General features: G+C 66.7%; 22 protein-coding genes. 7 read left to right on the forward strand and 15 right to left on the reverse strand.

The genetic code is table 11. The features are described 5' to 3' along the window. Positions 1-9 precede the first annotated feature (9 nt). The 7 genes from hemL to FYK34_RS17900 form a co-directional block, all read right to left on the reverse strand. On the reverse strand, positions 10-1,293 hold the full coding sequence (gene hemL / locus FYK34_RS17870; protein WP_149298815.1) for a glutamate-1-semialdehyde 2,1-aminomutase: 1,284 nt from the start codon (positions 1,291-1,293) through the stop codon (positions 10-12). A gap of 191 nt (positions 1,294-1,484) precedes the next feature. Then, positions 1,485-1,946 carry a CYTH domain-containing protein gene (locus FYK34_RS17875; RefSeq protein ID WP_149298817.1) on the reverse strand — a complete coding sequence of 154 codons (462 nt, stop codon included), beginning with the start codon at positions 1,944-1,946 and terminating at the stop codon, positions 1,485-1,487. A gap of 18 nt (positions 1,947-1,964) precedes the next feature. Continuing rightward, entirely contained in the window at positions 1,965-2,414 is a 450-nt protein-coding gene (locus tag FYK34_RS17880; protein ID WP_149298819.1) for a hypothetical protein, read from the reverse strand. A gap of 14 nt (positions 2,415-2,428) precedes the next feature. Beyond that, positions 2,429-2,845 (reverse strand): CopD family protein, encoded by a 417-nt coding sequence (locus FYK34_RS17885; RefSeq protein WP_149298821.1) that lies wholly within the window; start codon positions 2,843-2,845, stop codon positions 2,429-2,431. A 76-nt stretch (positions 2,846-2,921) separates the two neighbouring features. Further along, on the reverse strand, positions 2,922-3,266 hold the full coding sequence (locus tag FYK34_RS17890; RefSeq protein ID WP_149298823.1) for an MmcQ/YjbR family DNA-binding protein: 345 nt from the start codon (positions 3,264-3,266) through the stop codon (positions 2,922-2,924). A 3-nt stretch (positions 3,267-3,269) separates the two neighbouring features. Further along, on the reverse strand, positions 3,270-4,088 hold the full coding sequence (locus tag FYK34_RS17895) for a M48 family metallopeptidase (protein WP_149298825.1): 819 nt from the start codon (positions 4,086-4,088) through the stop codon (positions 3,270-3,272). A 3-nt stretch (positions 4,089-4,091) separates the two neighbouring features. Further along, positions 4,092-4,256: a rubredoxin gene (locus tag FYK34_RS17900; RefSeq protein ID WP_149298827.1), complete on the reverse strand. Its 165-nt coding sequence runs from the start codon at positions 4,254-4,256 to the stop codon at positions 4,092-4,094. A gap of 74 nt (positions 4,257-4,330) precedes the next feature. Between FYK34_RS17900 and thiD the strand changes: the two genes are divergently transcribed. Continuing rightward, on the forward strand, positions 4,331-5,176 hold the full coding sequence (gene thiD, locus FYK34_RS17905) for a bifunctional hydroxymethylpyrimidine kinase/phosphomethylpyrimidine kinase (RefSeq protein ID WP_149298829.1): 846 nt from the start codon (positions 4,331-4,333) through the stop codon (positions 5,174-5,176). Further along, a complete protein-coding gene (thiE, locus tag FYK34_RS17910; protein ID WP_149298831.1) occupies positions 5,160-5,783 on the forward strand; it encodes a thiamine phosphate synthase in 624 nt (207 codons plus the stop codon). Before thiD ends, thiE begins: the two co-directional genes overlap by 17 nt. Here the strand turns inward: thiE and FYK34_RS17915 are convergent. The 6 genes from FYK34_RS17915 to zwf form a co-directional block, all read right to left on the reverse strand. Beyond that, positions 5,770-6,141, reverse strand: coding sequence for a hypothetical protein (locus FYK34_RS17915; RefSeq protein ID WP_149298833.1), 372 nt, complete (start codon positions 6,139-6,141; stop codon positions 5,770-5,772). The genes thiE and FYK34_RS17915 overlap by 14 nt on opposite strands. A gap of 161 nt (positions 6,142-6,302) precedes the next feature. Further along, positions 6,303-7,946 (reverse strand): glucose-6-phosphate isomerase, encoded by a 1,644-nt coding sequence (pgi, locus tag FYK34_RS17920; protein WP_149298835.1) that lies wholly within the window; start codon positions 7,944-7,946, stop codon positions 6,303-6,305. A gap of 11 nt (positions 7,947-7,957) precedes the next feature. Beyond that, positions 7,958-8,806, reverse strand: a complete 849-nt coding sequence (hexR, locus tag FYK34_RS17925; protein ID WP_149298837.1) for a transcriptional regulator HexR — start codon at positions 8,804-8,806, stop codon at positions 7,958-7,960. Next, positions 8,799-9,845, reverse strand: coding sequence for a glucokinase (locus FYK34_RS17930; protein WP_149298839.1), 1,047 nt, complete (start codon positions 9,843-9,845; stop codon positions 8,799-8,801). Before FYK34_RS17930 ends, hexR begins: the two co-directional genes overlap by 8 nt. Then, complete coding sequence (pgl, locus tag FYK34_RS17935) at positions 9,826-10,503, reverse strand: 6-phosphogluconolactonase (RefSeq protein ID WP_149298841.1); 678 nt, start codon at positions 10,501-10,503, stop codon at positions 9,826-9,828. Before pgl ends, FYK34_RS17930 begins: the two co-directional genes overlap by 20 nt. A gap of 147 nt (positions 10,504-10,650) precedes the next feature. Then, the gene (zwf, locus tag FYK34_RS17940; protein WP_149298844.1) at positions 10,651-12,129 is read right to left on the reverse strand and encodes a glucose-6-phosphate dehydrogenase; all 1,479 of its coding nucleotides are present in this window, start codon (positions 12,127-12,129) and stop codon (positions 10,651-10,653) included. A gap of 254 nt (positions 12,130-12,383) precedes the next feature. On the opposite strand from zwf, the gene edd reads away from it, so the two are divergent. From edd to FYK34_RS17960, 4 genes are all read left to right on the forward strand, one after another. Beyond that, positions 12,384-14,216: a phosphogluconate dehydratase gene (gene edd, locus FYK34_RS17945; RefSeq protein WP_149298846.1), complete on the forward strand. Its 1,833-nt coding sequence runs from the start codon at positions 12,384-12,386 to the stop codon at positions 14,214-14,216. 63 nt (positions 14,217-14,279) lie between these two features. Beyond that, positions 14,280-14,906: a bifunctional 4-hydroxy-2-oxoglutarate aldolase/2-dehydro-3-deoxy-phosphogluconate aldolase gene (locus tag FYK34_RS17950; protein ID WP_149298848.1), complete on the forward strand. Its 627-nt coding sequence runs from the start codon at positions 14,280-14,282 to the stop codon at positions 14,904-14,906. 470 nt (positions 14,907-15,376) lie between these two features. After that, positions 15,377-17,050: an RCC1 domain-containing protein gene (locus tag FYK34_RS17955; RefSeq protein WP_149298850.1), complete on the forward strand. Its 1,674-nt coding sequence runs from the start codon at positions 15,377-15,379 to the stop codon at positions 17,048-17,050. Positions 17,051-17,088: 38 nt separating this feature from the next. Beyond that, positions 17,089-18,525 (forward strand): S8 family peptidase, encoded by a 1,437-nt coding sequence (locus FYK34_RS17960; protein ID WP_231137450.1) that lies wholly within the window; start codon positions 17,089-17,091, stop codon positions 18,523-18,525. 45 nt (positions 18,526-18,570) lie between these two features. On the opposite strand, the gene FYK34_RS17965 is transcribed toward FYK34_RS17960, so the two are convergent. Together FYK34_RS17965 and FYK34_RS17970 are read right to left on the reverse strand one after the other, a co-directional pair. Further along, on the reverse strand, positions 18,571-19,011 hold the full coding sequence (locus FYK34_RS17965; RefSeq protein WP_149298855.1) for an RES family NAD+ phosphorylase: 441 nt from the start codon (positions 19,009-19,011) through the stop codon (positions 18,571-18,573). After that, entirely contained in the window at positions 19,008-19,472 is a 465-nt protein-coding gene (locus FYK34_RS17970; protein ID WP_168209795.1) for an antitoxin Xre/MbcA/ParS toxin-binding domain-containing protein, read from the reverse strand. Before FYK34_RS17970 ends, FYK34_RS17965 begins: the two co-directional genes overlap by 4 nt. Positions 19,473-19,591: 119 nt before the next feature. Here FYK34_RS17970 and FYK34_RS17975 point away from each other — a divergent pair, with 119 nt between their 5' ends. Further along, positions 19,592-20,644, forward strand: coding sequence for a YHYH protein (locus FYK34_RS17975; protein ID WP_149298859.1), 1,053 nt, complete (start codon positions 19,592-19,594; stop codon positions 20,642-20,644). The last annotated feature ends 67 nt before the right edge of the window (positions 20,645-20,711 follow it).

Consider the following 20,711-nt stretch of genomic DNA (forward strand, 5'->3'; position numbering starts at 1 on the left):
CCGGCGGGCTCAGCCCGCGACGCGGGCAAAGGCCCTGCCGGCGGCGGCGACGGTCTGTTCAATCATGTCGTCGCTGTGGGCGATGGAGACGAAACCCGCCTCGTAGGCCGAGGGCGCGAAGTAGATGCCCTCGTCCAGCATGGCGTGGAAGAAGCGCTTGAAGCGCTCGATGTCGCAGCCGGTGGCTTCGGCGTAGGACTTCGGCGCCCTGTCGCTGAAGTAGAAGCCGAACATGCCGCCCACGCTGTCGGTGGACAGCGTGACGCCGGCCTTCTTGGCCTCGTCGGCCAGGCCCTGGGCCAGGCGCGCGGTGCGGCCGCCCAGCGTCTCGTAGAAACCCGGTTGCTGGATCAGCTTCAGCGTGGCCAGGCCGGCGGCGACGGACAGCGGGTTGCCGGACAGGGTGCCGGCCTGGTAGACCGTGCCCAAGGGCGCGATCTTGCCCATGATGTCGGCGCGGCCGCCGAAGGCCGCCAGCGGCATGCCGCCGCCCACCACCTTGCCCAGCGTGGTCAGGTCCGGGGTGATGCCGTGCAGGCCCTGGGCGCAGCCCTTGGCCACGCGGAAGCCGGTCATCACCTCGTCGTAGATCAGCACCGCGCCGTGTTTTTCCGTCAGGCTGCGCAGCGCCTGGACGAATTCGCGCGACGGCTGGATCAGGTTCATGTTGCCGGCGATCGGCTCCAGGATCACGCAGGCGATCTGGTCGCCGATCTCGGCGAAGGTGCGCGCCAGCTGCTCCGCGTCGTTGTACTGCAGCACCAGGGTGTGCTTGGTGAAATCGGCCGGCACGCCGCCGGAGGACGGATTGCCGAAGGTCAAGAGGCCGGAGCCGGCTTTCACCAGCAGGCTGTCGGAGTGGCCGTGGTAGCAGCCTTCGAACTTGACGATCAGGTCGCGGCCGGTGAAGCCGCGCGCCAGGCGGATGGCGGTCATGGTCGCTTCGGTGCCGGACGACACCAGACGCACCTGCTCGACCGACGGCAGCAGCTTGCAGATCTCCTCGGCGATCACCACTTCGCCCTCGGTCGGCGCGCCGAAGGACAGGCCGCCCACGGCCGCGTCCTGCACCGCCTTCACCACCTCCGGATGGGCGTGGCCGACGATGGCCGGGCCCCAGGAACCGACGTAGTCCAGATACTGTTTGCCGTCGGCGTCCCAGAAATAGGCGCCTTCGGCGCGGGCGACGAAGCGCGGCGTGCCGCCCACCTGGCCAAAGGCGCGCACCGGCGAGTTGACGCCGCCGGGGATCACTTGCTTGCCACGTTCGAACAGTTCCAGATTGCGGGACATGGTTTTTCCTTGTCTGGCGGCGTCTGCCGCTAAGTGAGAGGGCGCGGCGGCGCGACGAGGGCCGCCGTGATGCGGGCATTTTACCCGAGAGGCGGGCCGGATGGGCGGGGTGTGGATAAAAACGGGAAATGGGGGGCGGGTGTGGATAAGTGACGCGGTGCCCGTCTCCCGCTCGGGAGACGGGACAGGACTTACCAACGGCTGAACGGGTGCTTGGACAGGTAGGCATTGGTGAAGCGGCCGTCGTGCGTCACCTCCTCGCCCAGCCAGGCCGGCTTGTCGAACGGGGTGTCCTCGCCCGGCAGCTCGATCTCGGCCAGCACCAGACCGGCGTTGTCGCCGAAGAATTCGTCCACCTCCCAGATGAAGCCGCCATGCTCGATGCGGTGGCGCAGCTTGTCCACCACCATGGGGCACATCGCGCCCATGATGGTTTGCGCGTCGGCCAGCGGGATTTCATATTCGAACTCGTGGCGCGTGACGTCGCTGATATTGCCCTTCAGCGTCAGCCAGGCCTGCTGGCCCACCACGCGCACGCGCACGGTGCGTTCCTTTTCCACCGACAGGTAGCCCTGGCGGTATGGCACGCCGGGGGCCAGGCCGCGCCAGGCGTCGCCGCTCACGCGGAAGCGGCGTTCGATTTCGAGTGCCATCGCACCCTCCTTTTCAAATCACGGTTGCGGAGCCGGCGGGCAGGCCGCCAGCGGCTCCAGGTAAAAGGTCAGGCTGCTCTGCTGCGGCTCCACGCCGGAGGCCTCGTCCTGCGGATGAACCTGCAGCAGCATGGCCCCCAGCAGGGTCTTGCCTGCTTCCAGCGCAAGCTGGTTGTCCAGGCGTTGGCGCGCTTCGCCTTCTCGCTTTTCCAGATGCAGGTTCACGGTAGGCAGGGCGGTGCCGCGCGCCGCCGTCAGGCGGCCGCTGACGCTGAGGGTCATGCCGTCCTCGTGGCTGGCGCCGGCGAAGCTGCCGTCGGCGGCTAGGCACATGGTCAAGGGACGCCGCGCCTCGCCGTCGCGCTCCATGCTCAGTTGCAGGGCAGCCGGCCGCGGCGGGGCCAGCGGCGCGCGCGCGCAGGCGGTGGCGGCGATCAACAACAGGCTGGCGGCGAATAATGGTCTCATCCTGCTCTCCCGGCTCAGAACGGCTTGACCACCACCAGGATCACGATGGCCAGCAACGCGAACACCGGCAGCTCGTTGAACACGCGGAACCAGACATGGCTTTTGTGGTTACGGCGGGCGGCGAAGTCGGCGTACAGCTTGGCGCAGTAGCCGTGATAGGCGATCAGCAGCAGCACCAGGGTCAGCTTGGCGTGCAGCCAGCCGCCGCCTATGCCGAAGCCCAGCCATAGCCACAGGCCGCAGGCGATGGCCAGCGCGGCCAGCGGCGTCATGAAGCGCAGCAGCTTGCGCGCCATCAGCAGCAGGCGGTCATATTCCGCCGGGTGCCCGGCCTGGGCCAGGTTGACGAATAGCCGCGGCAGGTAGAACAGGCCGGCGAACCAGGACACGACGAAGAAGATGTGAAACGCTTTGAGATAGAGGTAGTTCACGATGCGATGACCGAGGCAGGGCAGGATTGAAGGAATGAACGATGGACCGTCGGCGCCGCTTGGTGGTTCCTGCGTTTCATGGCCAGGCTCTTTGCGCCTTGGGCAGCTTTTGCAACACCAGCTCGCGCGAGCGCGCGATGCCTTGGCGCAGCGCGTCCGGCGACAGCGCCTCGGTGTCGCTGACCTGTATCCAGCGCGCGCGGGCCAGATAGGGCGCCGGCCGCGCGCCGGGCAGGCCGGACAGCGGCAGGAAGTCCTCGTCGTCCACCTTGTAGCTGAGCGCGTCGCCGCCGCAAACCAGAAACATCTTGCCGCCGATGGAAACGACGCGCTGGCCGCCCCACTTGACGTCGAAGGCCGCGCCGGGCAGCGCGCAGGCGTGGGCCAGCAGTTCGTCTAACAGGGCGGCGGGCAGCGGCATCGCTCAGTCTTTCCGCGCCGCCGCTTGATACAGCGGCCACACTTGCGGAATGCGCGCCTGCAGGTCGTGAATGCGGGTGGGGCCGGACGGGTGGGTGGACAGGAACTCCGGGCCGCCGCCGTTGCCGGCCGCCTGCATCTTCTGCCAGACCTTGACCGCGGCGTTGGGGTCGTAGCCGGCGCGCGCCATCAGTTCCAGGCCCATGATGTCGGCCTCGGACTCCATGGCGCGGCTGTGCGGCTTGTTCAGCGTCACGTCGGTGACCATGGACGCCAAACGCATCTGGTCCGCGCTGAAACCGGCCAGCGCGCCCACCAGCGACAGGCCCACTTGCTGCACATAAGCCTGGCTCATGTTCTCGCGCGTGTGCTCGCGCAGCGCGTGGGAAATCTCGTGGCCTATCACCGCCGCCAGCTCGGCGTCGGTCAGCTTCAGCTGCTTGACCAAGCCGGTGTAGACCATGATCTTGCCGCCAGCCATGGCGTAGGCGTTCATGTCGTCGGTGGACAGCACGTTCACTTCCCAGCGCCAGTTGCGCGCGTCCGGGCGGAAGGCCGGCGTCTGGGCGATCAAGCGCTGCGAGATGCGGCGCACCCGGGCCGTCAACGCCGGGTCGGCATTGAGCTTGCCGGCCGCGCGCGCCTGCTGCAGCTGCTGGGCGTAGGCCTGGGCGGACATGCGTTCCACTTCCTGGCTGGACAGCAGCATGCTCTGGCCGCGGTTGACGCCGACGGCGCCGCCCGAGGTGGTGGCCACCTGGGCGCAGGCCGCCAGGCCCGCCGCCAGCAGCGCGCCGCCCAGCCAGCGTTTCAGCGCGCCCATGTCTTAGATTTCCACCATCTGGAAGTCGTCCTTGCGCGCGTCGCAGTCCGGACAGGTCCAGTTGGGCGGCAGGTCTTCCCAGCGGGTGCCCGGCGGAATGCCGTCTTCCGGCCGGCCGGATTCTTCGTCGTAGATGAAACCGCAGATCAGACACATCCAAGTACGCATCGCTTCACCCTCGTGTTCGGATAAAATGGGTATTCTAAATCTTGCCAACGCAATAAGACAGAAGAGGTTTGCCCTTGACCACTCCCGCCACCCCGCCGCTGGTGTTGACCCTGGCCGGTTCCGATCCGTCCGGCGGCGCCGGCATCCAGGCCGACATCCTGACGCTGGCCAGCCTGGGCTGCCATCCGCTGTCGGTGATCACCGCGATCACGGTGCAAGACACCGTCGGCGTCAACGACCTGATGGTGATGGACGCGGACTGGGTCAACGACCAGGCGCGTTTTCTGATGGAGGACATGCCGGTGGCGGCGTTCAAGATCGGCATGCTGGGCAGCGTGGAAAACGTCGCCGTGGTGGCGCAGCTGATCGCCGACTATCCGGACATTCCGGTGGTGCTGGACCCGGTGCTGGCCAGCGGCGGCGGCCATGACCTGGCCGACGAGGACGTGATCGCGGCCATGCGCGACATGCTGATCCCGCAGGTGTCCATCCTGACGCCGAACAGCCTGGAGGCGCGCCGCCTGGCCAGCAACGACCCGGACGAGGACGAGGAGCTGACGCTGGACCAGTGCGCCGAGCGCATTCTGGCGCTGGGCGTTCCCTATCTGCTGATCACCGGCACGCATGAGAATTCCAAGGAAGTGATCAACAGCCTGTACGGCCAGGACGGCGTAGTGCGCGCCGACCATTGGGAGCGGCTGCCGGGCAGCTACCACGGCTCCGGCTGCACCTTGGCCTCGGCCATCGCCGGCATGCTGGCCACCGGCCTGTTGCTGCCGGAAGCGGTGCGCGAGGCGCAGGAATACACCTACCAGACCTTGCTGAACGGCTTCCGCCCCGGCATGGGCCAGTTCTTGCCGGACCGCATGTTCTGGGCGCGCGGCGACGACGAGGAAGACGGCGATGCCGCCAAGAGTTGAGGGGCTGTACGCCGTCACCCCGCAGTGCGACGACAGCGAGCGGCTGCTGGAATTGGCCGCCGCCGCGCTGGCCGGCGGCGCGCGCGTCTTGCAATACCGCGACAAGAGCGGCGACGCGGCGCATCGGCTGTGGCAGGCCAATCTATTGGCCGCGCTGTGCCGCAGCCACCGCGCGCTGTTCATCGTCAACGATGATGTGGAGCTGGCCAGGCGGGTCGGCGCCGACGGCGTCCATCTGGGCCGCGACGACGGCGACATCGCCGCCGCGCGCGCGGCGCTGGGGCCGGACGCGGTGATCGGCGCCTCCTGTTACGACCAGCTGGCGCTGGCGCGGCAAGCCATGGCGGCCGGCGCCAGTTACGTGGCTTTCGGCGCGGTGTTTCCGTCGCAGACCAAGCCGCATGCGGTGGCCGCGCCCCTTTCCTTGTTTGCCGAAGCGGCGGGGCTGGGGGCGAATGCGGTGGCGATAGGCGGCATCGCGCCGGACAACGCGGCGCAAGTGATCGCGGCCGGCGCGGACGCGGTCGCGGTGATAGGCGGGCTGTTCGACGCGCCGGACGCCGAAACGGCGGCGCGCGCGCTAGCCCGTCTGTTTACCGCACGCTGATGTCGGCCAGCCGGTAAGCCACGCCGCGGTCTTCCTGACAGAACACCCGCGCCTTCACGGTGACGGCGCGGCCCTTGAGACGGGCCATGCCTTCCTGGCTCAGGGCCAGGCTGGAGACGCGGCGCCGGCCGCAGGCTCCGGCGTCGTTCAGGTCGATGGGCTGGCTCAGCTTCAGGTGGTAGGTTTCGGAAAATGTGCCTTCGGCCTTGCTGCCGCTGGCGACGGGGCCGACCACGGTGCCGCTGAGGGTGATGGCGTCGGCGGATTCGCCGACCTGAATCAGCCGGCCGGCGGCATGGCCGGCCAGGCTGCCGGTCAGCAGCAGGCTGGCCAGCATGATGCTGCGTAACTTACTCATCCCTGTCTGTCTTCTTCAGTGCATTGTTTTTATTCGGATTAATCCGTCATTTGAGCAGCGCCGCGCCAGCCGGGCAATCGGGGTTATCCCCAATGCGCGGCGGCCAATGAAAACCGCCCCAGGCTGGCGCGAGGGGCGGCGGTCAAGCAGTGGCGCGCGTTTTAGCCGTTGGCCTTGCGGTACAGCTCGATCAGGCGGCGGGTGGAGCAGTCGTGCTCGGCGTGCTCCAGCTTGCCGGTCAGTTCCGCATGGATGGTCTTGGCCAGCTGCTTGCCCAGCTCCACGCCCCATTGGTCGAAGCTGTTGATGTGCCAGATCACGCCCTGGACGAAGATCTTGTGCTCGTACAGCGCGATCAGCGAACCGAGGTTGCGCGGGTCCAGCCGACTCATCAGCAGGGTGTTGGTGGGGCGGTTGCCGCCGAACACCTTGTGCGGCACCAGCGCTTCCAGCGCCTCGCCCTTCAGGCCCTGCTCGGTCAGCTCGGCGCGCACTTCCTCGGCCGTCTTGCCGCGCATGAAAGCCTCGGCCTGGGCGAAGACATTGGCCAGCAGGATCTCGTGGTGGCCCGGCAGGCTGGAACGGTTCTCCAGCGAGGCGATCAGGTCGATAGGCGAGATGTGGGTGCCTTGGTGCAAGAGCTGGAAGAAGGCGTGCTGGCCGTTGATGCCGGTCTCGCCCCAGATGATGGGCGCGGTTTCATAATTGACCGGCTGGCCGGACAAGGTCACCTGCTTGCCGTTGGACTCCATGTCCAGCTGCTGGATGAAGGCCGGCAGGCGGTGCAGATACTGGTCGTACGGGGCGATCACATGGCTGCCGCCGCCGTAATAGTTGATGTACCAGACGCCTATCATGGCCAGCAGCACCGGCATGTTCTGCTCGAACGGCGCGTTCATGAAGTGCTGGTCCATGATGTGGGCGCCGTTGAGCAGCTCGGTGAAGTTTTCTTCGCCCAGATACAGCATGATGGGCAGGCCGATGGCCGACCACAGGCTGTAGCGGCCGCCCACCCAGTTCCAGAATTCGAACATATTGGCCGGATCGATGCCGAATTCGGCCACGGCTTTCTGATTGGTGGACACGGCCACGAAGTGCTTGGCCACCGCGCCTTCGTCGCGCGCATGGGACAGGAACCACTCGCGCGCGGTCAGCGCGTTGGTCAGCGTCTCCTGGGTGGTGAAGGTCTTGGATTCCACGATGAACAGCGTGGTTTCCGGGTGCACCTTCTTCAGCGTTTCCTTGAGCTGCGCGCCGTCCACATTGGAGACGAAGTGCATGTTGAGCCGCGGATGGCCAAACGGCTTCAGCGCGCTGCAGACCATCAGCGGGCCGAGGTCGGAGCCGCCGATGCCGATGTTGACGATGTCGGTGATGGGCTGGTTGGTGAAGCCCAGCCAGTCGCCGGAGCGCACCGCGTGGGCGAATTTGCCCATGCGTTCCAGCACCGAGTTGACCCGCGGCATCACATCCTCGCCGTCCACCATGATGGGGGCGTTGGTGCGGTTGCGCAGCGCGATGTGCAGCACCGAGCGGTTTTCCGTGCGGTTGATCTTCTCGCCCTTGAACATGGACTTGATGCGCGAGGGCAGGCCGGCTTCGCGGGCCAGCTCCATCAGTCCCATCAGCGTGGCGTCGGTGATGCGGTTCTTGGAATAGTCGAGGAACAGTCCGCCCACTTCCAGCGAGTAGCGCTCCGCGCGCTCCGGGTCCGCCGCGAACAGCTCGCGCATGTGCAGGTGCTTGGCCTCGGCGAAGTGGTCCCACAGGGCCTGCCAGGCCGGCAGTTCGGTCAGTTCACTCATGATATCTCGTCCTATTCCGGTTGTTTATTGTCCAGCCTGCGGTTCTTCAGGCTGTGCTTGGTCTTTTCCAGCTGGCGGATCAGCCCCGGTCCGCGGCGCAGGGCCACGCTGACCGCCAAAATGTCGATCTGCACCAGGTGCACGATGCGCGAAATCATCGGGCTGTAGGTTTCATTGTCTTCCAGCGTGTCGGCGATCAGCGACACGGTGGCGCGGCGGGCCAGTGGCGAGCCGCTGGTGGTCAGCGCGATCACCTTGGCGCCGGAGGCGATGGCCACGTCCACCGCTTCCAGCAATTCCAGCGTGCGGCCGGAACTGGAGATGGCCACCAGCACGTCGTCCGGTCCCAGCACCGACGCCGCCATCATCTGGATGTGGGTGTCGGAATAGGCCACGGTGGGGATGCCGAAACGGAAGAACTTGTGCTGAGCGTCGGCGGCGATGATGCCGGAGTTGCCCAGGCCGTAAAACTCGATGCGATGGGCATCGGTCAGCAATTGCACCGCGGCTTCTATCGCCTGCGGGTTGACGTCGTTGCGGCACTTCAAGAGCGCGGACACGGTGTTGTCGAACACCTTGGCCACGATCTCGGACGTCGGGTCTTCCGGGCGCACGCTGGAGTGGACGTAGGGCACGCCCGTCACCAGGCTGCCGGCCAGCTTCAGTTTGAAGTCCGGCAGGCCGGAACAGCCTACGGTGCGGCAGAAACGGATCACGGTGGGCTGGCTGACGCCGGCGCTCTTGGCGATATCGGCCACGGCGGCCTGGATGACGGTGTAGGGTTGCTCCAGCACCAGTTCGGCCACCTTGCGTTCGGCCGAGGACAGCATCTCCAGTTGGCCACGGATGCGATCAAGCATGCATGTCTCCTGCTGAGCCGCCGCGAGGAGGGGTGGAGACGTCCACCCGGGGAGGGTTGCTGCGCGGCGCCAGATGGTCCGCCAAGTGGGCGGCCACGCCCGGCAGGGCGGGATAGGCGCTGGTGATCAGATATACCGGGATGCCGGCCAGGAAGTCCGACATCCGTCCCTTGTCCTCGAAGCGGCGGCGAAATGGGGATTGTTCAAAAAAACCGCTTAGACGCGGCACAATACCACCACCTATGTATACCCCGCCACGGGCGCCTAGGGTCAAGGCCAGATTTCCGGCGGCCGAACCGAGCGCGCCGCAGAAGATTTCCAGCGTTTCGCGGCAGCGCGCGTCCTGTCCGGATAAACCCTGCGCGGTGATCCAGGCGGGTTCACGCGGCGCGTCGTCCTCGCCGTCTCGCGCGCACAGCGCCTGGTGAATCAGGGCGAGACCGGCGCCGGACAGCAGCCTTTCGGTCGAGACATGGCCGAAGCGCGCCTGGGCATAGCGCCAGATGCGCGCTTCGTTTTCATCTTGCGGGGCGAACGAGGCATGGCCGCCCTCGCCTGCCAGCGCGCGCCAGCCGCCTTCATGCGGCACCAGCGCCGACACGCCCAGCCCGGTGCCGGGGCCGATCAGCGCCAGCGGCGCATCCGCCCGCGCCGCGCCGCCGCCGATTTGCGACAGTTCGCCGCGCGGCAGCCGCGGCAGCGCCAAGGCCAGGGCGGTGAAGTCGTTGAGCAGCAGCAGGGTGGTGAACCCCAGGGCCTGGCGCACGGCCTCGATGGAGAAGGACCAGGGGCAATTGGTCATCTGCACCCAGTCGCCGTTCAGCGGATTGGCGATGCCGATGGCGGCGTGGGCCACCCGGCGCGCGCCCACCTGGGCCAGGAAGTCGCGCAGCGCGTCTTCCAGCGTGGGATAGCGCGCGGTGGGCAGGGTCAGGATATCTTCGATGACGCCGGGCGCGGTTTCCAGCGCGAAGCGCGCGTTGCTGCCGCCCACGTCGCCTAAGAGGCGCGGCCAGGCTTCAGGCAGTCCAGTAGACATCGAGCGGCACCTTGTCCTGGGCCAGGAAATGGCTGATCGGCAGCGTATCGCTGACGGCGCGGCGGGCGGCGTCCAGCACTTCGCGTTTCTTGGCGCCCTGCACCGACAGGATCAGGCTGCCGCTCTGCAGCAGCGCGGCATAGCTCATGGAGACGCGGCGGTGCGGCGCGGTTTGCGGCGTGACCGCCAGGATGGGCTGCGCGCCCGCCGGGTCCAGGCCGGCGCTCAGTTCCGGCGCGCCCGGGAACAGGGACGCGGTGTGGCCGTCTTCGCCCATGCCCAGGATGGCCACGTCCGGCGCGGCGAAGTCGCGGCTGGCGGCGGCCACTTCGGCCTCGATGTCCAGCGCTTCGCGCACCAGCGGCAGGAAGCGGGCCGGCGCGGCGCGGTCTTGCAGCAGGTATTGGCGCACCAGGCCGGCGTTGCTGTCCGGGTGGTCCGGCGCGACGAAGCGTTCGTCCACCAGCGTCACGGTGACGCGCTCCCAGTCTATGGCCATGCTGGACATCAGCTGGAAAAACGGAATGGGCGACTTGCCGCCGGAGACGGCCAGCACCGCGTTGCCGCGGCTCTCGATGGCGGCGGACAGCCGCGAGGCCACGCTGTTGGCCAGGGCATCGATCTGTTGCTTGGTGTCGGGGAATTCCAACCAGTTCATGCGCGTACCTCGGTCTTTGTCTTGCTCGGGGCGTTCCGCCCCGGTCTTGTCATCTGTCGGGCGGAAGCCCGTTGCGCGGGCGTTCCGCCATGTGCTGCTATGGATGTGAAAAAAGGCGGAACGCCCCGGAGGGGCTTCCACCCGACATCAACACTCTTCGTGCCAGCTGATGCCGTCGCGCGACAGCAGCGCGCTGGAGGCGGCCGGACCCCAGCTGCCGGCGGTGTACTGCTTGGGCGGGTTGCTGCTGCTGTTGGCCCAGGTTTCCATGATCGGCTCCACCCAGCGCCAGGCTTCGATCAGCTCGTCGCGGCGCATGAACAGCGCCAGCTTGCCGCGGATCACGTCCAAGAGCAGGCGCTCGTAGGCGTCGGCGCGGCGCACCTTGAAGGCCTTGTAGAAGTCCAGGTCCAGGTAGGCCGGCTGCAGGCGCATGGTGTCGCCCGGCTCCTTGGCCAGGAAGTACAAACGTATGCTTTCGTCCGGCTGCAGGCGGATCACCATGCGGTTGGCGTGGTGGTTGCCGCCCATGGGGCCGGCGAACACCTGGTGCGGCACGTCGCGGAAATTGATGACGATCTCGGCCAGGCGTTCCTGCATGCGCTTGCCGGTGCGCAGGAAGAAGGGCACGCCGGCCCAGCGCCAGTTGTCGATCTCGGCTTTGATGGCGACGAAGGTTTCAGTCTGGCTGTGCTCCGGAATGCCGGCCTCTTCCAGATAACCCACCACCGGCTGGCCGCCGCTGGCGCCGGCCTTGTACTGGCCGCGCACGGTCTTGGTGACCACGTCTTGCTCGGTGAAGGGGCGCAGCGCCTTCAGCACCTTCAGCTTTTCGTCGCGCACGGCGTCGGCTTCCAGGTTGGCCGGCGGCTCCATGGCCACGATGCAAAGCAGCTGCAGCAGGTGGTTCTGCACCATGTCGCGCAGCGCGCCGGTGCCGTCGTAGAAGTCGCCGCGGCTGCCCACGCCCAGCTCTTCGGAGATGGTGATCTGCACGTCGTGTATCCACTCGCGGCGCCACAGCGGCTCGAACAGCGCGTTGGCGAAGCGGATGGCCATCAGGTTTTGCACCGACTCCTTGCCCAGGTAGTGGTCGATCCGGTACAGCTGTTCTTCCTGGAAGAAGCGGGCCACGTCGTCGTTGATCTCGTTGGACGACTCCAGGTCGGTGCCCAGCGGTTTTTCCAGCACCACGCGCACGTTGTCGCGGTTGAGGCCGACGGCGGCTAGGTTCTCGCAGATGCCGGCGAACAGATTGGGCGCGGTGGCCAGGTAGCACACCACTACCTTGCCGCCGTCGGCGCCGATCTTCTCGGCCAGCGCCGGGTAGTCCGCGGCCTGGGAGGCATCCACCTTGAGGTAGTCGATGCGCGCGCAGAAACTCTGCCAGGCGGCGTCGTCAAAGTGGGACTTGATGTGGATGCGGGATTGTTTCTCGACGGCAGCCAGGTAGTCCGCGCGGCTCAGGTCCTTGCGGCCCAACGCCAGGATGCGTCCTTGCTCGTTGAGCAGACCGGCGTTGTGTGCCTGATAAAGGGAGGGCAATAACTTGCGCATCACCAGATCGCCGGCGCCGCCGAACAACACCATGTCGAAGGCCGGGGTAGGGGTAGAACGAGTCTCCATCCTGATCTTCCATCTCGAAGTTTAATTAATGTAGTTATATTACCATCCAGCACTCGGCTGTCTACGGGAAAGCCGCGCGCGGGGCCGCTTTTGCAACACCTTTTGCCTTGGCTCAAAATTTGGGCAAATTGGCTGGAAATCGTTCATGGAAAAGAGGATAGTCGCCACTGGACGCCGCAGGCGGCGCGTAGTTCGCCTTGCCTTTTGCGTGTAGTAAAACTACTATCAGATTCTATTCAACACGGAACGTCACCATGGCTTTGCATCCCACCCTGTCCGCCGTTACCGACCGCATCATCGCGCGCAGCCAGCCGCGCCGCAGCGCTTATCTGGCGCGCGTGCGCGCCGCTGCCCAGCAAGGCCGGGTGGAGCGGGCGCACCTGTCGTGTACCAATCTGGCCCATGCCTTCGCGGCGATGCCGGATACCGTCAAGATCCATCTCAAGGAAGAACACCGCCCCAACCTGGCGATTGTATCTTCCTACAATGACATGCTGTCGGCCCACCAGCCGCTGGCCGCTTTTCCGGCTTGGCTGAAGGAAGCCGCGCTGGCGGCCGGCGCCACCGCCCAGTTCGCCGGCGGCGTGCCGGCGATGTGCGACGGCGTGACCCAGGGCCAGGCCGGCATGGAGCTGTCGCTGTTCAGCCGCGACGTGATCGCCATGAGCACCGCCGTGGCGCTGAGCCATCAAATGTTCGACGCCGCCCTCTACCTGGGCGTGTGCGACAAGATTGTGCCAGGCTTGATGATAGGCGCTTTGACCTTCGGCCACTTGCCGGCGCTGTTCGTTCCGGCCGGCCCGATGACCACCGGCATCGCCAACGACGAGAAGGCTAAGGTGCGCCAGCTGTACGCCGAAGGCAAAGTGGGCCGCGACGCGCTGCTTGAATCGGAGTGCCAGTCTTACCACGGCCCCGGCACCTGTACCTTCTACGGCACCGCCAACTCCAACCAGATGCTGATGGAAATCATGGGCCTGCATCTGCCGGGCGCCGCCTTCGTCAATCCGAATACCCCGCTGCGCGAGGCGCTGACCCGCGCGGCCGCGGCCCAGGCCGCCAAGATCGCCGCCCAGGGCGAGCAGTTCACCCCGGTGGGGGAGATGGTGGATGAAAAAACCATCGTCAACGCCATCGTCGGCCTGCTGGCCACCGGCGGCTCCACCAACCACACCATGCATATCGTCGCCATCGCCCGCGCGGCCGGCATCGACGTGAACTGGGACGATTTCGACGAGCTGTCGGCCATCATCCCGCTCTTGGTGCGCGCCTACCCCAACGGCAAGGCCGACGTGAACCACTTCCACGCCGCCGGCGGCATGGGCTTCGTGATCCGCGAGCTGCTGTCCGCCGGCCTGCTGCACGAAGACGTGGGCACGGTGATGGGCCGCGGCCTGTCGCATTACACGCAGGAGCCTTGGCTGGACAACGGCGAGCTGAAATGGCGCGATGCGCCCGCCGTCAGCGGCGACGACAGCGTGCTGCGCACCGCGGCCGATCCGTTCTCCGCCGATGGCGGCCTGAAGCTGATGGCCGGCAATATCGGCCGCGGCGTGATCAAGGTGTCGGCGGTGAAGGCCGAACACCGCGTGGTGGAAGCGCCGGCCGTGGTGTTCCACGACCAGAACGACATGCTGGCGGCGTTCAAGCGCGGCGAGCTGGAAAAAGACTTCGTCGCGGTGATCCGCTTCCAGGGTCCGCGCGCCAACGGCATGCCGGAACTGCACAAGCTGACCCCGGCGCTGACCATTCTGCAGGAGCGCGGCTTCAAGGTGGCGCTGGTGACCGACGGCCGCATGTCCGGCGCGTCCGGCAAGGTGCCGGCCGCCATCCACATCTCGCCGGAAGCGCTGTCCGGCGGCGCCATCGGCAAAATCCAGGACGGCGACCTGATCCGCGTCGACGCCGAGACCGGCGAGCTGTCCGCCCTGGTGGACGCGGCGGAATGGGCGGCGCGCGGGCTGGCGCAGGCCGATCTGTCGCACAATGAATACGGCATGGGCCGCGAGCTGTTCTCGGTGTTCCGCCACGTGGCGGACGACGCCGAAGCCGGCGCGATGAGCTTCCGCCATCCGGCCTGGAACTGAGCGGACTGACATGATTCGGCAGGCCGGGGCGCCAGGCGCGCCGGCCGCTAACAGGAGATAAGAATGGATGCTTTGACTGTATTGCGCCAAGGCCCGGTGGTGCCGGTGATCATCGTCAACGACGCCGCGGTGGCGGTGGACTTGGCCCACGCCCTGGTGGCCGGCGGCATCAAGGTGCTGGAAGTGACGCTGCGCACCAAGGCCGCGCTGGCGGCGATGCGTCGCATGCGCGACGAAGTGCCGGAAGCCATCGTCGGCGCCGGCACCCTGCGCAACCGCGCCCAGTTGGAAGCGGCGGTGGACGCCGGCGCCCAGTTTGGCATCAGCCCCGGTTTCACCGGCGAGCTGGCCTCGGCGGCGCGCGCGTCCAGCCTGACCCTGATCCCCGGCATCGCCACCCCGTCGGAAGCGATGTGGGCGCAAGACGAAGGCTTCAACACGCTGAAGCTGTTCCCGGCGGAGGCCGTGGGCGGCGTCAAGCTGCTGAAGTCGCTGGCCAGCCCCTTCCCGGACCTGCGTTTCTGCCCCACCGGTGGCATCGACATCAAGAAGGCGCCGGAATACCTGGCCCTGCCCAATGTGCTGGCCGTGGGCGGCAGCTGGCTGACGCCGGACGACGCCATCGCCGCGCGCGACTGGGACCGCATCACCCAGCTGGCGCGCGAAGCGACGCAACTGGCCCGCGGCTGACCGCCCGACAGCTTCCTGTTTTGCCAAACCGCCCGCAGATGCTGTGGGCGGTTTTTGTTTTTCAATTCATGTAAAGAAATAAGTTTATATCCATAAGTCATTTCCGTGTCCGGCCGTGCGGCGCAGGCATGGCCGATGCCGTGGCGATGGATGTTGCTGCTGCGTTTTACCAGCGTGGAGGAGCCTGCTTGGCAGGAAGTGCCATCGGCGTGCGAAATAGACCAAGCCTTTATTTTTTATGCTGTTTGGCTGGCAATGTTTTGGTGTGTCGCGAAGCATGTTTAATGCATAATTGCTTCGATAAAATGTTAAATTCAATGCATTGTTATTGAATTTGTTGCGAAAATGCACAGAAAATATCGTTCTTGTTGTAAAGGTTTTTCCATTTCCCAATATGGCTGTTACATTTTTGTTTAATGCCTGGAGCATTAAACAAAAACAATTTTCTGCATTGGAGAAAGGGAGACGTGATGACAAGGACGCATACGCCATGGCGTCTCAGCGCGATGGCGCTGAGCATAGGTCTGATCGGCACGCTGGCCGGTTGCGGCGGGGGCGGCGGCGACACCGCCTCGAGCAGCAGCGGCAATACCAACACCTTGGTCAGCGCGCCGCTGAGCCTGGACGTATACGGCGCGCGCGGCGGCACGCTGACCGCCGCCAGCAGCAATTGCAACGGCGATTTGCAACTGACCTGGCAAAGCTATAACCAGCCCAGCACGCAGCAGGGCAGCTATATCGACGATCCGGATCCCAGCGCGCCGCTGCTGGTGCGCGCCAGCTGCGGTTTCCGCACCGCGGTGCAAAGCCTGGCGCCGCAAACCGTCTTCGCCTCGCCTTCGGTATTCGCCGTGGCCAAGGCTGACGGCACGCTGGCCGTCTGGGGCAGCAATCGCCTGGGCGGCGACACCTCGGCGCTGGCCGTTCAGCCGAAAAATGTGGTACAGGTAGCAGGCAGTGAGCGCGCCTGGGCCGCGTTGCAAAAAGACGGCACCGTGATCAGCTGGGGCCGCGGCGCTTCCGGCGGCAATCATGACGGCAAGGGCGGCGTAGGCAGCGGCGATTACATGGGTCCGGTGGTGCCGCTGAACAGCGTGACCAAGCTCTGGCCGCTCAAGCGCGGCTTTGTCGCCCTGAATAAGGACGGCAGCGCCACCGCCTGGGGCAATCTGGAAGTGCCTTTCGACGGCAACGGCGATTTCCTGCCGATTCCCAGCTTCTTCAGCTCGTCCACCATCGGCCAGTTCCGCGACATCACCGACGTCAGCTATAGCGAAGGCGCGGTGGCCGCGCTGAAGAAGGACGGCACGGTATTCGCCTTCGGCGACCCGTCGGTGGGCGGCGACACCAGCGCGGTGGCCGCCAAGCTGAACAACGTGGTCAAGCTTTATTCCACCGATTACAGCTTCACCGCCCTGAAGAAGGACGGCAGCGTAGTGACCTGGGGCATGAATTTCGACAACAACGATACCGGGCTGTATGACGGTACCGAGCCGATGCCGCTGTCCAATCTGTCCCTGCTGAGCAATCGCAATGTGATTGCCGCGCTGAGCCAAAGCGGCGTGGTGTCGACCATAGGCAGCGTGATCTTCGACCGCGGCGCCGACCTGAGTGCCTTCAAGGGCGGCCTGTCCAACGTGGCCAAGGTGTTTGCCAGCAAGACCGCCTTCGCCGCGCTGAAGAAGGACGGCACGGTGGTGACCTGGGGCGATAGCCAGCGCAACGATGTCGGCAGCGTGCAGGCGCAGCTGAACAATGTGGCGACCGTGGCCAGCACCGAAACCGCCTTTGCCGCCTTGAAGAAGGACGGCACGGTGGTGACCTGGGGCGATGAAACCCGCGGCGGCGACAGTTCCGCCGTGCAGGCCAAGCTGAGCAATGTGGTAGCGCTGTTCTCCAACGATTACGCCTTCGCCGCGCTGAAGAAGGACGGCACGGTGGTGACCTGGGGCGCGGCCGCGCACGGCGGCGACAGTTCGGCGGTGCAGGCCAAGTTGCAGAACATCCGCGCGATCTACAGCACGGGCCTGGGCGGTTTCCTGGCGGTGTCCAAGGATGGCCAGCTCGTCAACTGGGGCAGCCCATCGGCGGGCGGCGGCAAGCTGCCGGCAGGCCTGACCACCATCCCGTACCTGAAGAGCTGATCGCGCCGCGACGCAAGTAGAAGGAGCTTTCCGTGAAAATGCATCAACTGATTTCCGGCCTGCTGTTGGCCGGACTGAGCGGCGCCGTGCTGGCCGCGTCCAGCGGCCCGGACGTGGCCGGCATCATCGTCAAGTACAAGCAAGGCTCGCAAACCCTGCTGGCTCGCCAGGCGGCCAGCCTGGCGCGCGGCCAAGTCCTGTCGGCGCGTCCGGCGGACTTTGCCCAGCGCGCCCAGCAGGTGCAGAGCATCACCGGTCTGCCGCTGCGCTTTGACCACCAGATGGGCACCGGCGCCTATGTGTTCAACAGCGGCAAGCTGATGAACGCCAGCCAGGCGCGCGCCATGGCGCAGCGCATCAAGCAGCAAGACCCGACGGTGGAATACGCCGAGCCCAACTTCATCAAGAAGGCCAACTACGTGCCGTCCAGCCCCATGTATGCCAGCGCGCAATGGGACATGCAGGACAGCGCCAGCCAGCCGGGCTCCTTGGATCTGCCGGCCGCCTGGGACATTACCCAGGGCCAGGGCGTGACCGTAGCGGTGCTGGACACCGGCTACCGTCCGCACAAGGACCTCGTGCCCAATCTGCTGCAGCCGGGCTACAACTTTGTCTCCGATCCGGCTTCGGCTCGTCTGGCAGCCGTGACAGGCACCAGCAGCGCGCGTCAAGCCAATGCGCTGGACCAGGGCGACTGGGCTGCGGCGGGCGACTGCGGAGCGGGCTCCGCGCCGTCTGACAGCAGCTGGCACGGCACCCACGTGGCGGGCACCATCGCCGCCGCGGGCGGCACGGGCCAGGGTCTGACCGGCGTGGCGCCCAAGGCCAAGCTGCTGCCGCTGCGCGTGCTGGGCCGCTGCGGCGGCACCGACGCCGACATCGCCGACGCCATGCTGTGGGCGGTGGGCGGCACCGTGCCCGGCGTGCCGGCCAACGCCAACCCCGCGCGCATCATCAGCATGTCGCTGGGCGCCGCGCAGCCTTGCACCCAGACCTACCGCGACGTGATCCAACAGGTGGCCTTGCACAAGGGCATCGTGGTGGTGGCGGCCGGCAACGCCACGCGCAACGCGCGCGACTTTGCCCCGGCCAGCTGCCCGGGCGTGATCACGGTGGCGGCCAACGGCATGAACGGCGGCATCGCGTCGTATTCCAACTATGGCGCGATGGTGGCGGTGACGGCGCCGGGCGGCGACTTCATCGGCAAGGACCCCGGCATCATTTCCACCTTGAACGACGGCAAGACCACGCCGGGCAACGACATCTACGGCGCCGACCGCGGCACCTCGATGGCTACCCCGCACGTGGCCGGCCTGGTGGCGCTGATGCTGGCGGTCAACCCCAACCTGGACTGGAAGTCCGCGCGCAAGCTGCTGATCGACACCTCGCGCGCGCCGGCGACCGACTGCGAAGGCTGCTCCGCCGGCCTGGTGGACGCCGCCGCCGCAGTCAAGGCGGCGCAGAGCTACCACTGAGAATTTGTGTCTTGAAGTTTGAACCGGCCCGCGCGGCCGGTTTTTTTATGCGCGCAGCCGCGCGTCCAGCGGCGCGGCGATGACCTCCAAAATGCGGCAGCGGGCGGCATCCGGGTGCAGCGGATTCAATAGCAAGTTGCGGCTGTCCACCGCCAGCGCGCTGGGCACCCTGAGCAGCGCGCTGGGGGCCTGCGCCAGCCAGGCGTCGCCCAGCCGGCGGCTATCCTCCAGGCGCGCGCGCCAGTCCGTCGCCAGCGCGGCCGGGTCCAGGTCCAACATGCCGTCGTCCGGCAGCGCCACTTTCAGCAGCTGGAAGCTGGCCGGCAGCCGGCGCAGTTCGCTGTGCACCAGCATTTCCAGCATGGCGCTGGCGGCGTGGTCGGCCAGGTAGACGATGGGGCGGCCGGCGTGGTGCCAGCGGCCGTCGGCGCGCAAGCCGCCCAGGCCGTTGAGGTCGGCGTAATGGCTGATGCGCCAGCCGATCACGCTACGTAGCCTTCGTCTATCTGAATCAGCAGGTTTTCCACCAGCCGCGCGCCCTGTTCGGTTTGCGCCAGCTGCAAGGGGCTTTGCTCGTCGAAGCGGCGCAGCGGCTGGCGCAGCCAGCCGGCGGCCTCCTCGCCCAGCACCTGCTGCGCCAGCACCAGCAGGCTGGCCATGCGCACGCCGCGTTCGGATTCGTCGCGGCTCAGCTTTTCGTGCTTCTTGATGCGATGGGACAAGGTGCGCGCCGGAATGACGAACTCCAGCTCCTTGCGGCTTAGCCCCTCGCCGGCGAGTTGGTCGATCAGGCTGGTGTCCGCGCCGTTAGCCACGTAGCGGGCCAGCTCTATGTCTGAGTGGACTCTGTGGCCGATGAGACGGGATAGGCGGGCGAAACGCCGCGATGGCGTACGTGGTTGTTCCGGCAGCGCGCTGAAATCGGGAGAGAACAAGGTGAGGGACATGGTAATCTCCATGGGCAATTGCCCAGTTAGTATCGGCATTTTGCCGAATTACGGCAAGTCGGCATCGCTGCCTGGCGGGCAGGCTACACTGCAAACACGGTTTGTTTTGGGAGAAGCACATGCGTCGCCTGCTTACCTGCTTGCTGTGCCTGGCCCTGCCCGCGCTGGGGCATGAGGCGCAATGGACGCTGGACCCGCACCACCTGCCGCTGGGCGATGGCCGCGTCAGCGCCGCGCCGCGCGGGGGCTATGTCTACGCCTGCCCGGGGCCGATGCGCAATCAGGGCGCCGAGCATGCCGGCGACTGGATGCGCGGCGACAGCTGGGACGCCACGCGCAAGCTGCAGGTGCGCGGCGCGGTGAATTGGCCGCAGGCCAGCTTCGCCAGCGCGCTGGAGGACTGGCAGCGGCGGCTGACCGGCAACGCGCTGCCGGTGGGCGGTGTGACCGGCGAATTCCCCATCGCGCGGGATGACCCCGCCTACCGCATAGACCGCAATCCCAACGCCATCGCCGCCCAGTCTATCGACTGGCGGCTGCCGCGCGATCCGCGGCCGGCGGCGCAGCCCGCCTGCGTGCCCATGGGGCCGGTGGGCATCATGCTCAACGGCGTCTTGCTGTTCAACGCCTTGGACGCCGCGCATCGCGACGCCGTGGCGCACGAGGTGCAGGACCGCTGCAACGGCCACCCGGAGCGCAGCGGCAGCTATCACTATCACGGCCCCAGTCCCTGCGTGCCGGGCATGGACCAGCCCAACCGGCTGGTGGGCTACGCCCGCGACGGCTTCGGCATTTTCAGCCCGCTGGACGAGAACGGCCGCGAACTGCGCGATGCCGATCTGGACGCCTGCCACGGCCGGGTCAGCCGCATCCGCTGGGACGGCAAGGATGTGGAGATGTACCACTACGTGATGACTCGGGAGTACCCGTACAGCATAGGTTGCTTCCGCGGCGAGCCGGCGGCGCTGCCCAGGCCGGCGGTGGGCACCGATAATGCCCGGCCCGTGCCGGAAGGCGGCCGCGCGCCGCGCCAGCCGCCGCGGGAGGCGGTGAATGCCTGCCAGGGTTTGCAGCCGGAACAAGCTTGCCGCATCGCCACGCCGCGCGGCGAAACGCTGGACGGCCAGTGCCGGCAGCTGGGCGCGCGACTGGCCTGCGTGCCGCGGCGCTGATGTCGTTTGGCTTCAAGACGCCCCTGCGGAATGATGGCATGCTGAAGGCTGTGCCATCGCTTTGGAG

This window comes from Chromobacterium paludis, assembly GCF_008275125.1.
In the GTDB taxonomy this organism is placed as follows: Bacteria; Pseudomonadota; Gammaproteobacteria; order Burkholderiales; family Chromobacteriaceae; genus Chromobacterium; species Chromobacterium paludis.

Excerpts from the sequence above, each read along its gene's own strand:
- hemL (WP_149298815.1), bottom strand. The coding sequence starts at position 1,293 with ATGTCCCGCAATCTGGAACTGTTCGAACGTGGCAAGCAAGTGATCCCC.
- FYK34_RS17875 (WP_149298817.1), bottom strand. The coding sequence starts at position 1,946 with ATGGCACTCGAAATCGAACGCCGCTTCCGCGTGAGCGGCGACGCCTGG.
- FYK34_RS17880 (WP_149298819.1), bottom strand. The coding sequence starts at position 2,414 with ATGAGACCATTATTCGCCGCCAGCCTGTTGTTGATCGCCGCCACCGCC.
- FYK34_RS17890 (WP_149298823.1), bottom strand. The coding sequence starts at position 3,266 with ATGCCGCTGCCCGCCGCCCTGTTAGACGAACTGCTGGCCCACGCCTGC.
- FYK34_RS17895 (WP_149298825.1), bottom strand. The coding sequence starts at position 4,088 with ATGGGCGCGCTGAAACGCTGGCTGGGCGGCGCGCTGCTGGCGGCGGGC.
- FYK34_RS17900 (WP_149298827.1), bottom strand. The coding sequence starts at position 4,256 with ATGCGTACTTGGATGTGTCTGATCTGCGGTTTCATCTACGACGAAGAA.
- thiE (WP_149298831.1), top strand. The coding sequence starts at position 5,160 with ATGCCGCCAAGAGTTGAGGGGCTGTACGCCGTCACCCCGCAGTGCGAC.
- FYK34_RS17915 (WP_149298833.1), bottom strand. The coding sequence starts at position 6,141 with ATGAGTAAGTTACGCAGCATCATGCTGGCCAGCCTGCTGCTGACCGGC.
- pgi (WP_149298835.1), bottom strand. The coding sequence starts at position 7,946 with ATGAGTGAACTGACCGAACTGCCGGCCTGGCAGGCCCTGTGGGACCAC.
- hexR (WP_149298837.1), bottom strand. The coding sequence starts at position 8,806 with ATGCTTGATCGCATCCGTGGCCAACTGGAGATGCTGTCCTCGGCCGAA.
- FYK34_RS17930 (WP_149298839.1), bottom strand. The coding sequence starts at position 9,845 with ATGTCTACTGGACTGCCTGAAGCCTGGCCGCGCCTCTTAGGCGACGTG.
- pgl (WP_149298841.1), bottom strand. The coding sequence starts at position 10,503 with ATGAACTGGTTGGAATTCCCCGACACCAAGCAACAGATCGATGCCCTG.
- zwf (WP_149298844.1), bottom strand. The coding sequence starts at position 12,129 with ATGGAGACTCGTTCTACCCCTACCCCGGCCTTCGACATGGTGTTGTTC.
- edd (WP_149298846.1), top strand. The coding sequence starts at position 12,384 with ATGGCTTTGCATCCCACCCTGTCCGCCGTTACCGACCGCATCATCGCG.
- FYK34_RS17950 (WP_149298848.1), top strand. The coding sequence starts at position 14,280 with ATGGATGCTTTGACTGTATTGCGCCAAGGCCCGGTGGTGCCGGTGATC.
- FYK34_RS17955 (WP_149298850.1), top strand. The coding sequence starts at position 15,377 with ATGACAAGGACGCATACGCCATGGCGTCTCAGCGCGATGGCGCTGAGC.
- FYK34_RS17960 (WP_231137450.1), top strand. The coding sequence starts at position 17,089 with ATGCATCAACTGATTTCCGGCCTGCTGTTGGCCGGACTGAGCGGCGCC.
- FYK34_RS17970 (WP_168209795.1), bottom strand. The coding sequence starts at position 19,472 with ATGTCCCTCACCTTGTTCTCTCCCGATTTCAGCGCGCTGCCGGAACAA.
- FYK34_RS17975 (WP_149298859.1), top strand. The coding sequence starts at position 19,592 with ATGCGTCGCCTGCTTACCTGCTTGCTGTGCCTGGCCCTGCCCGCGCTG.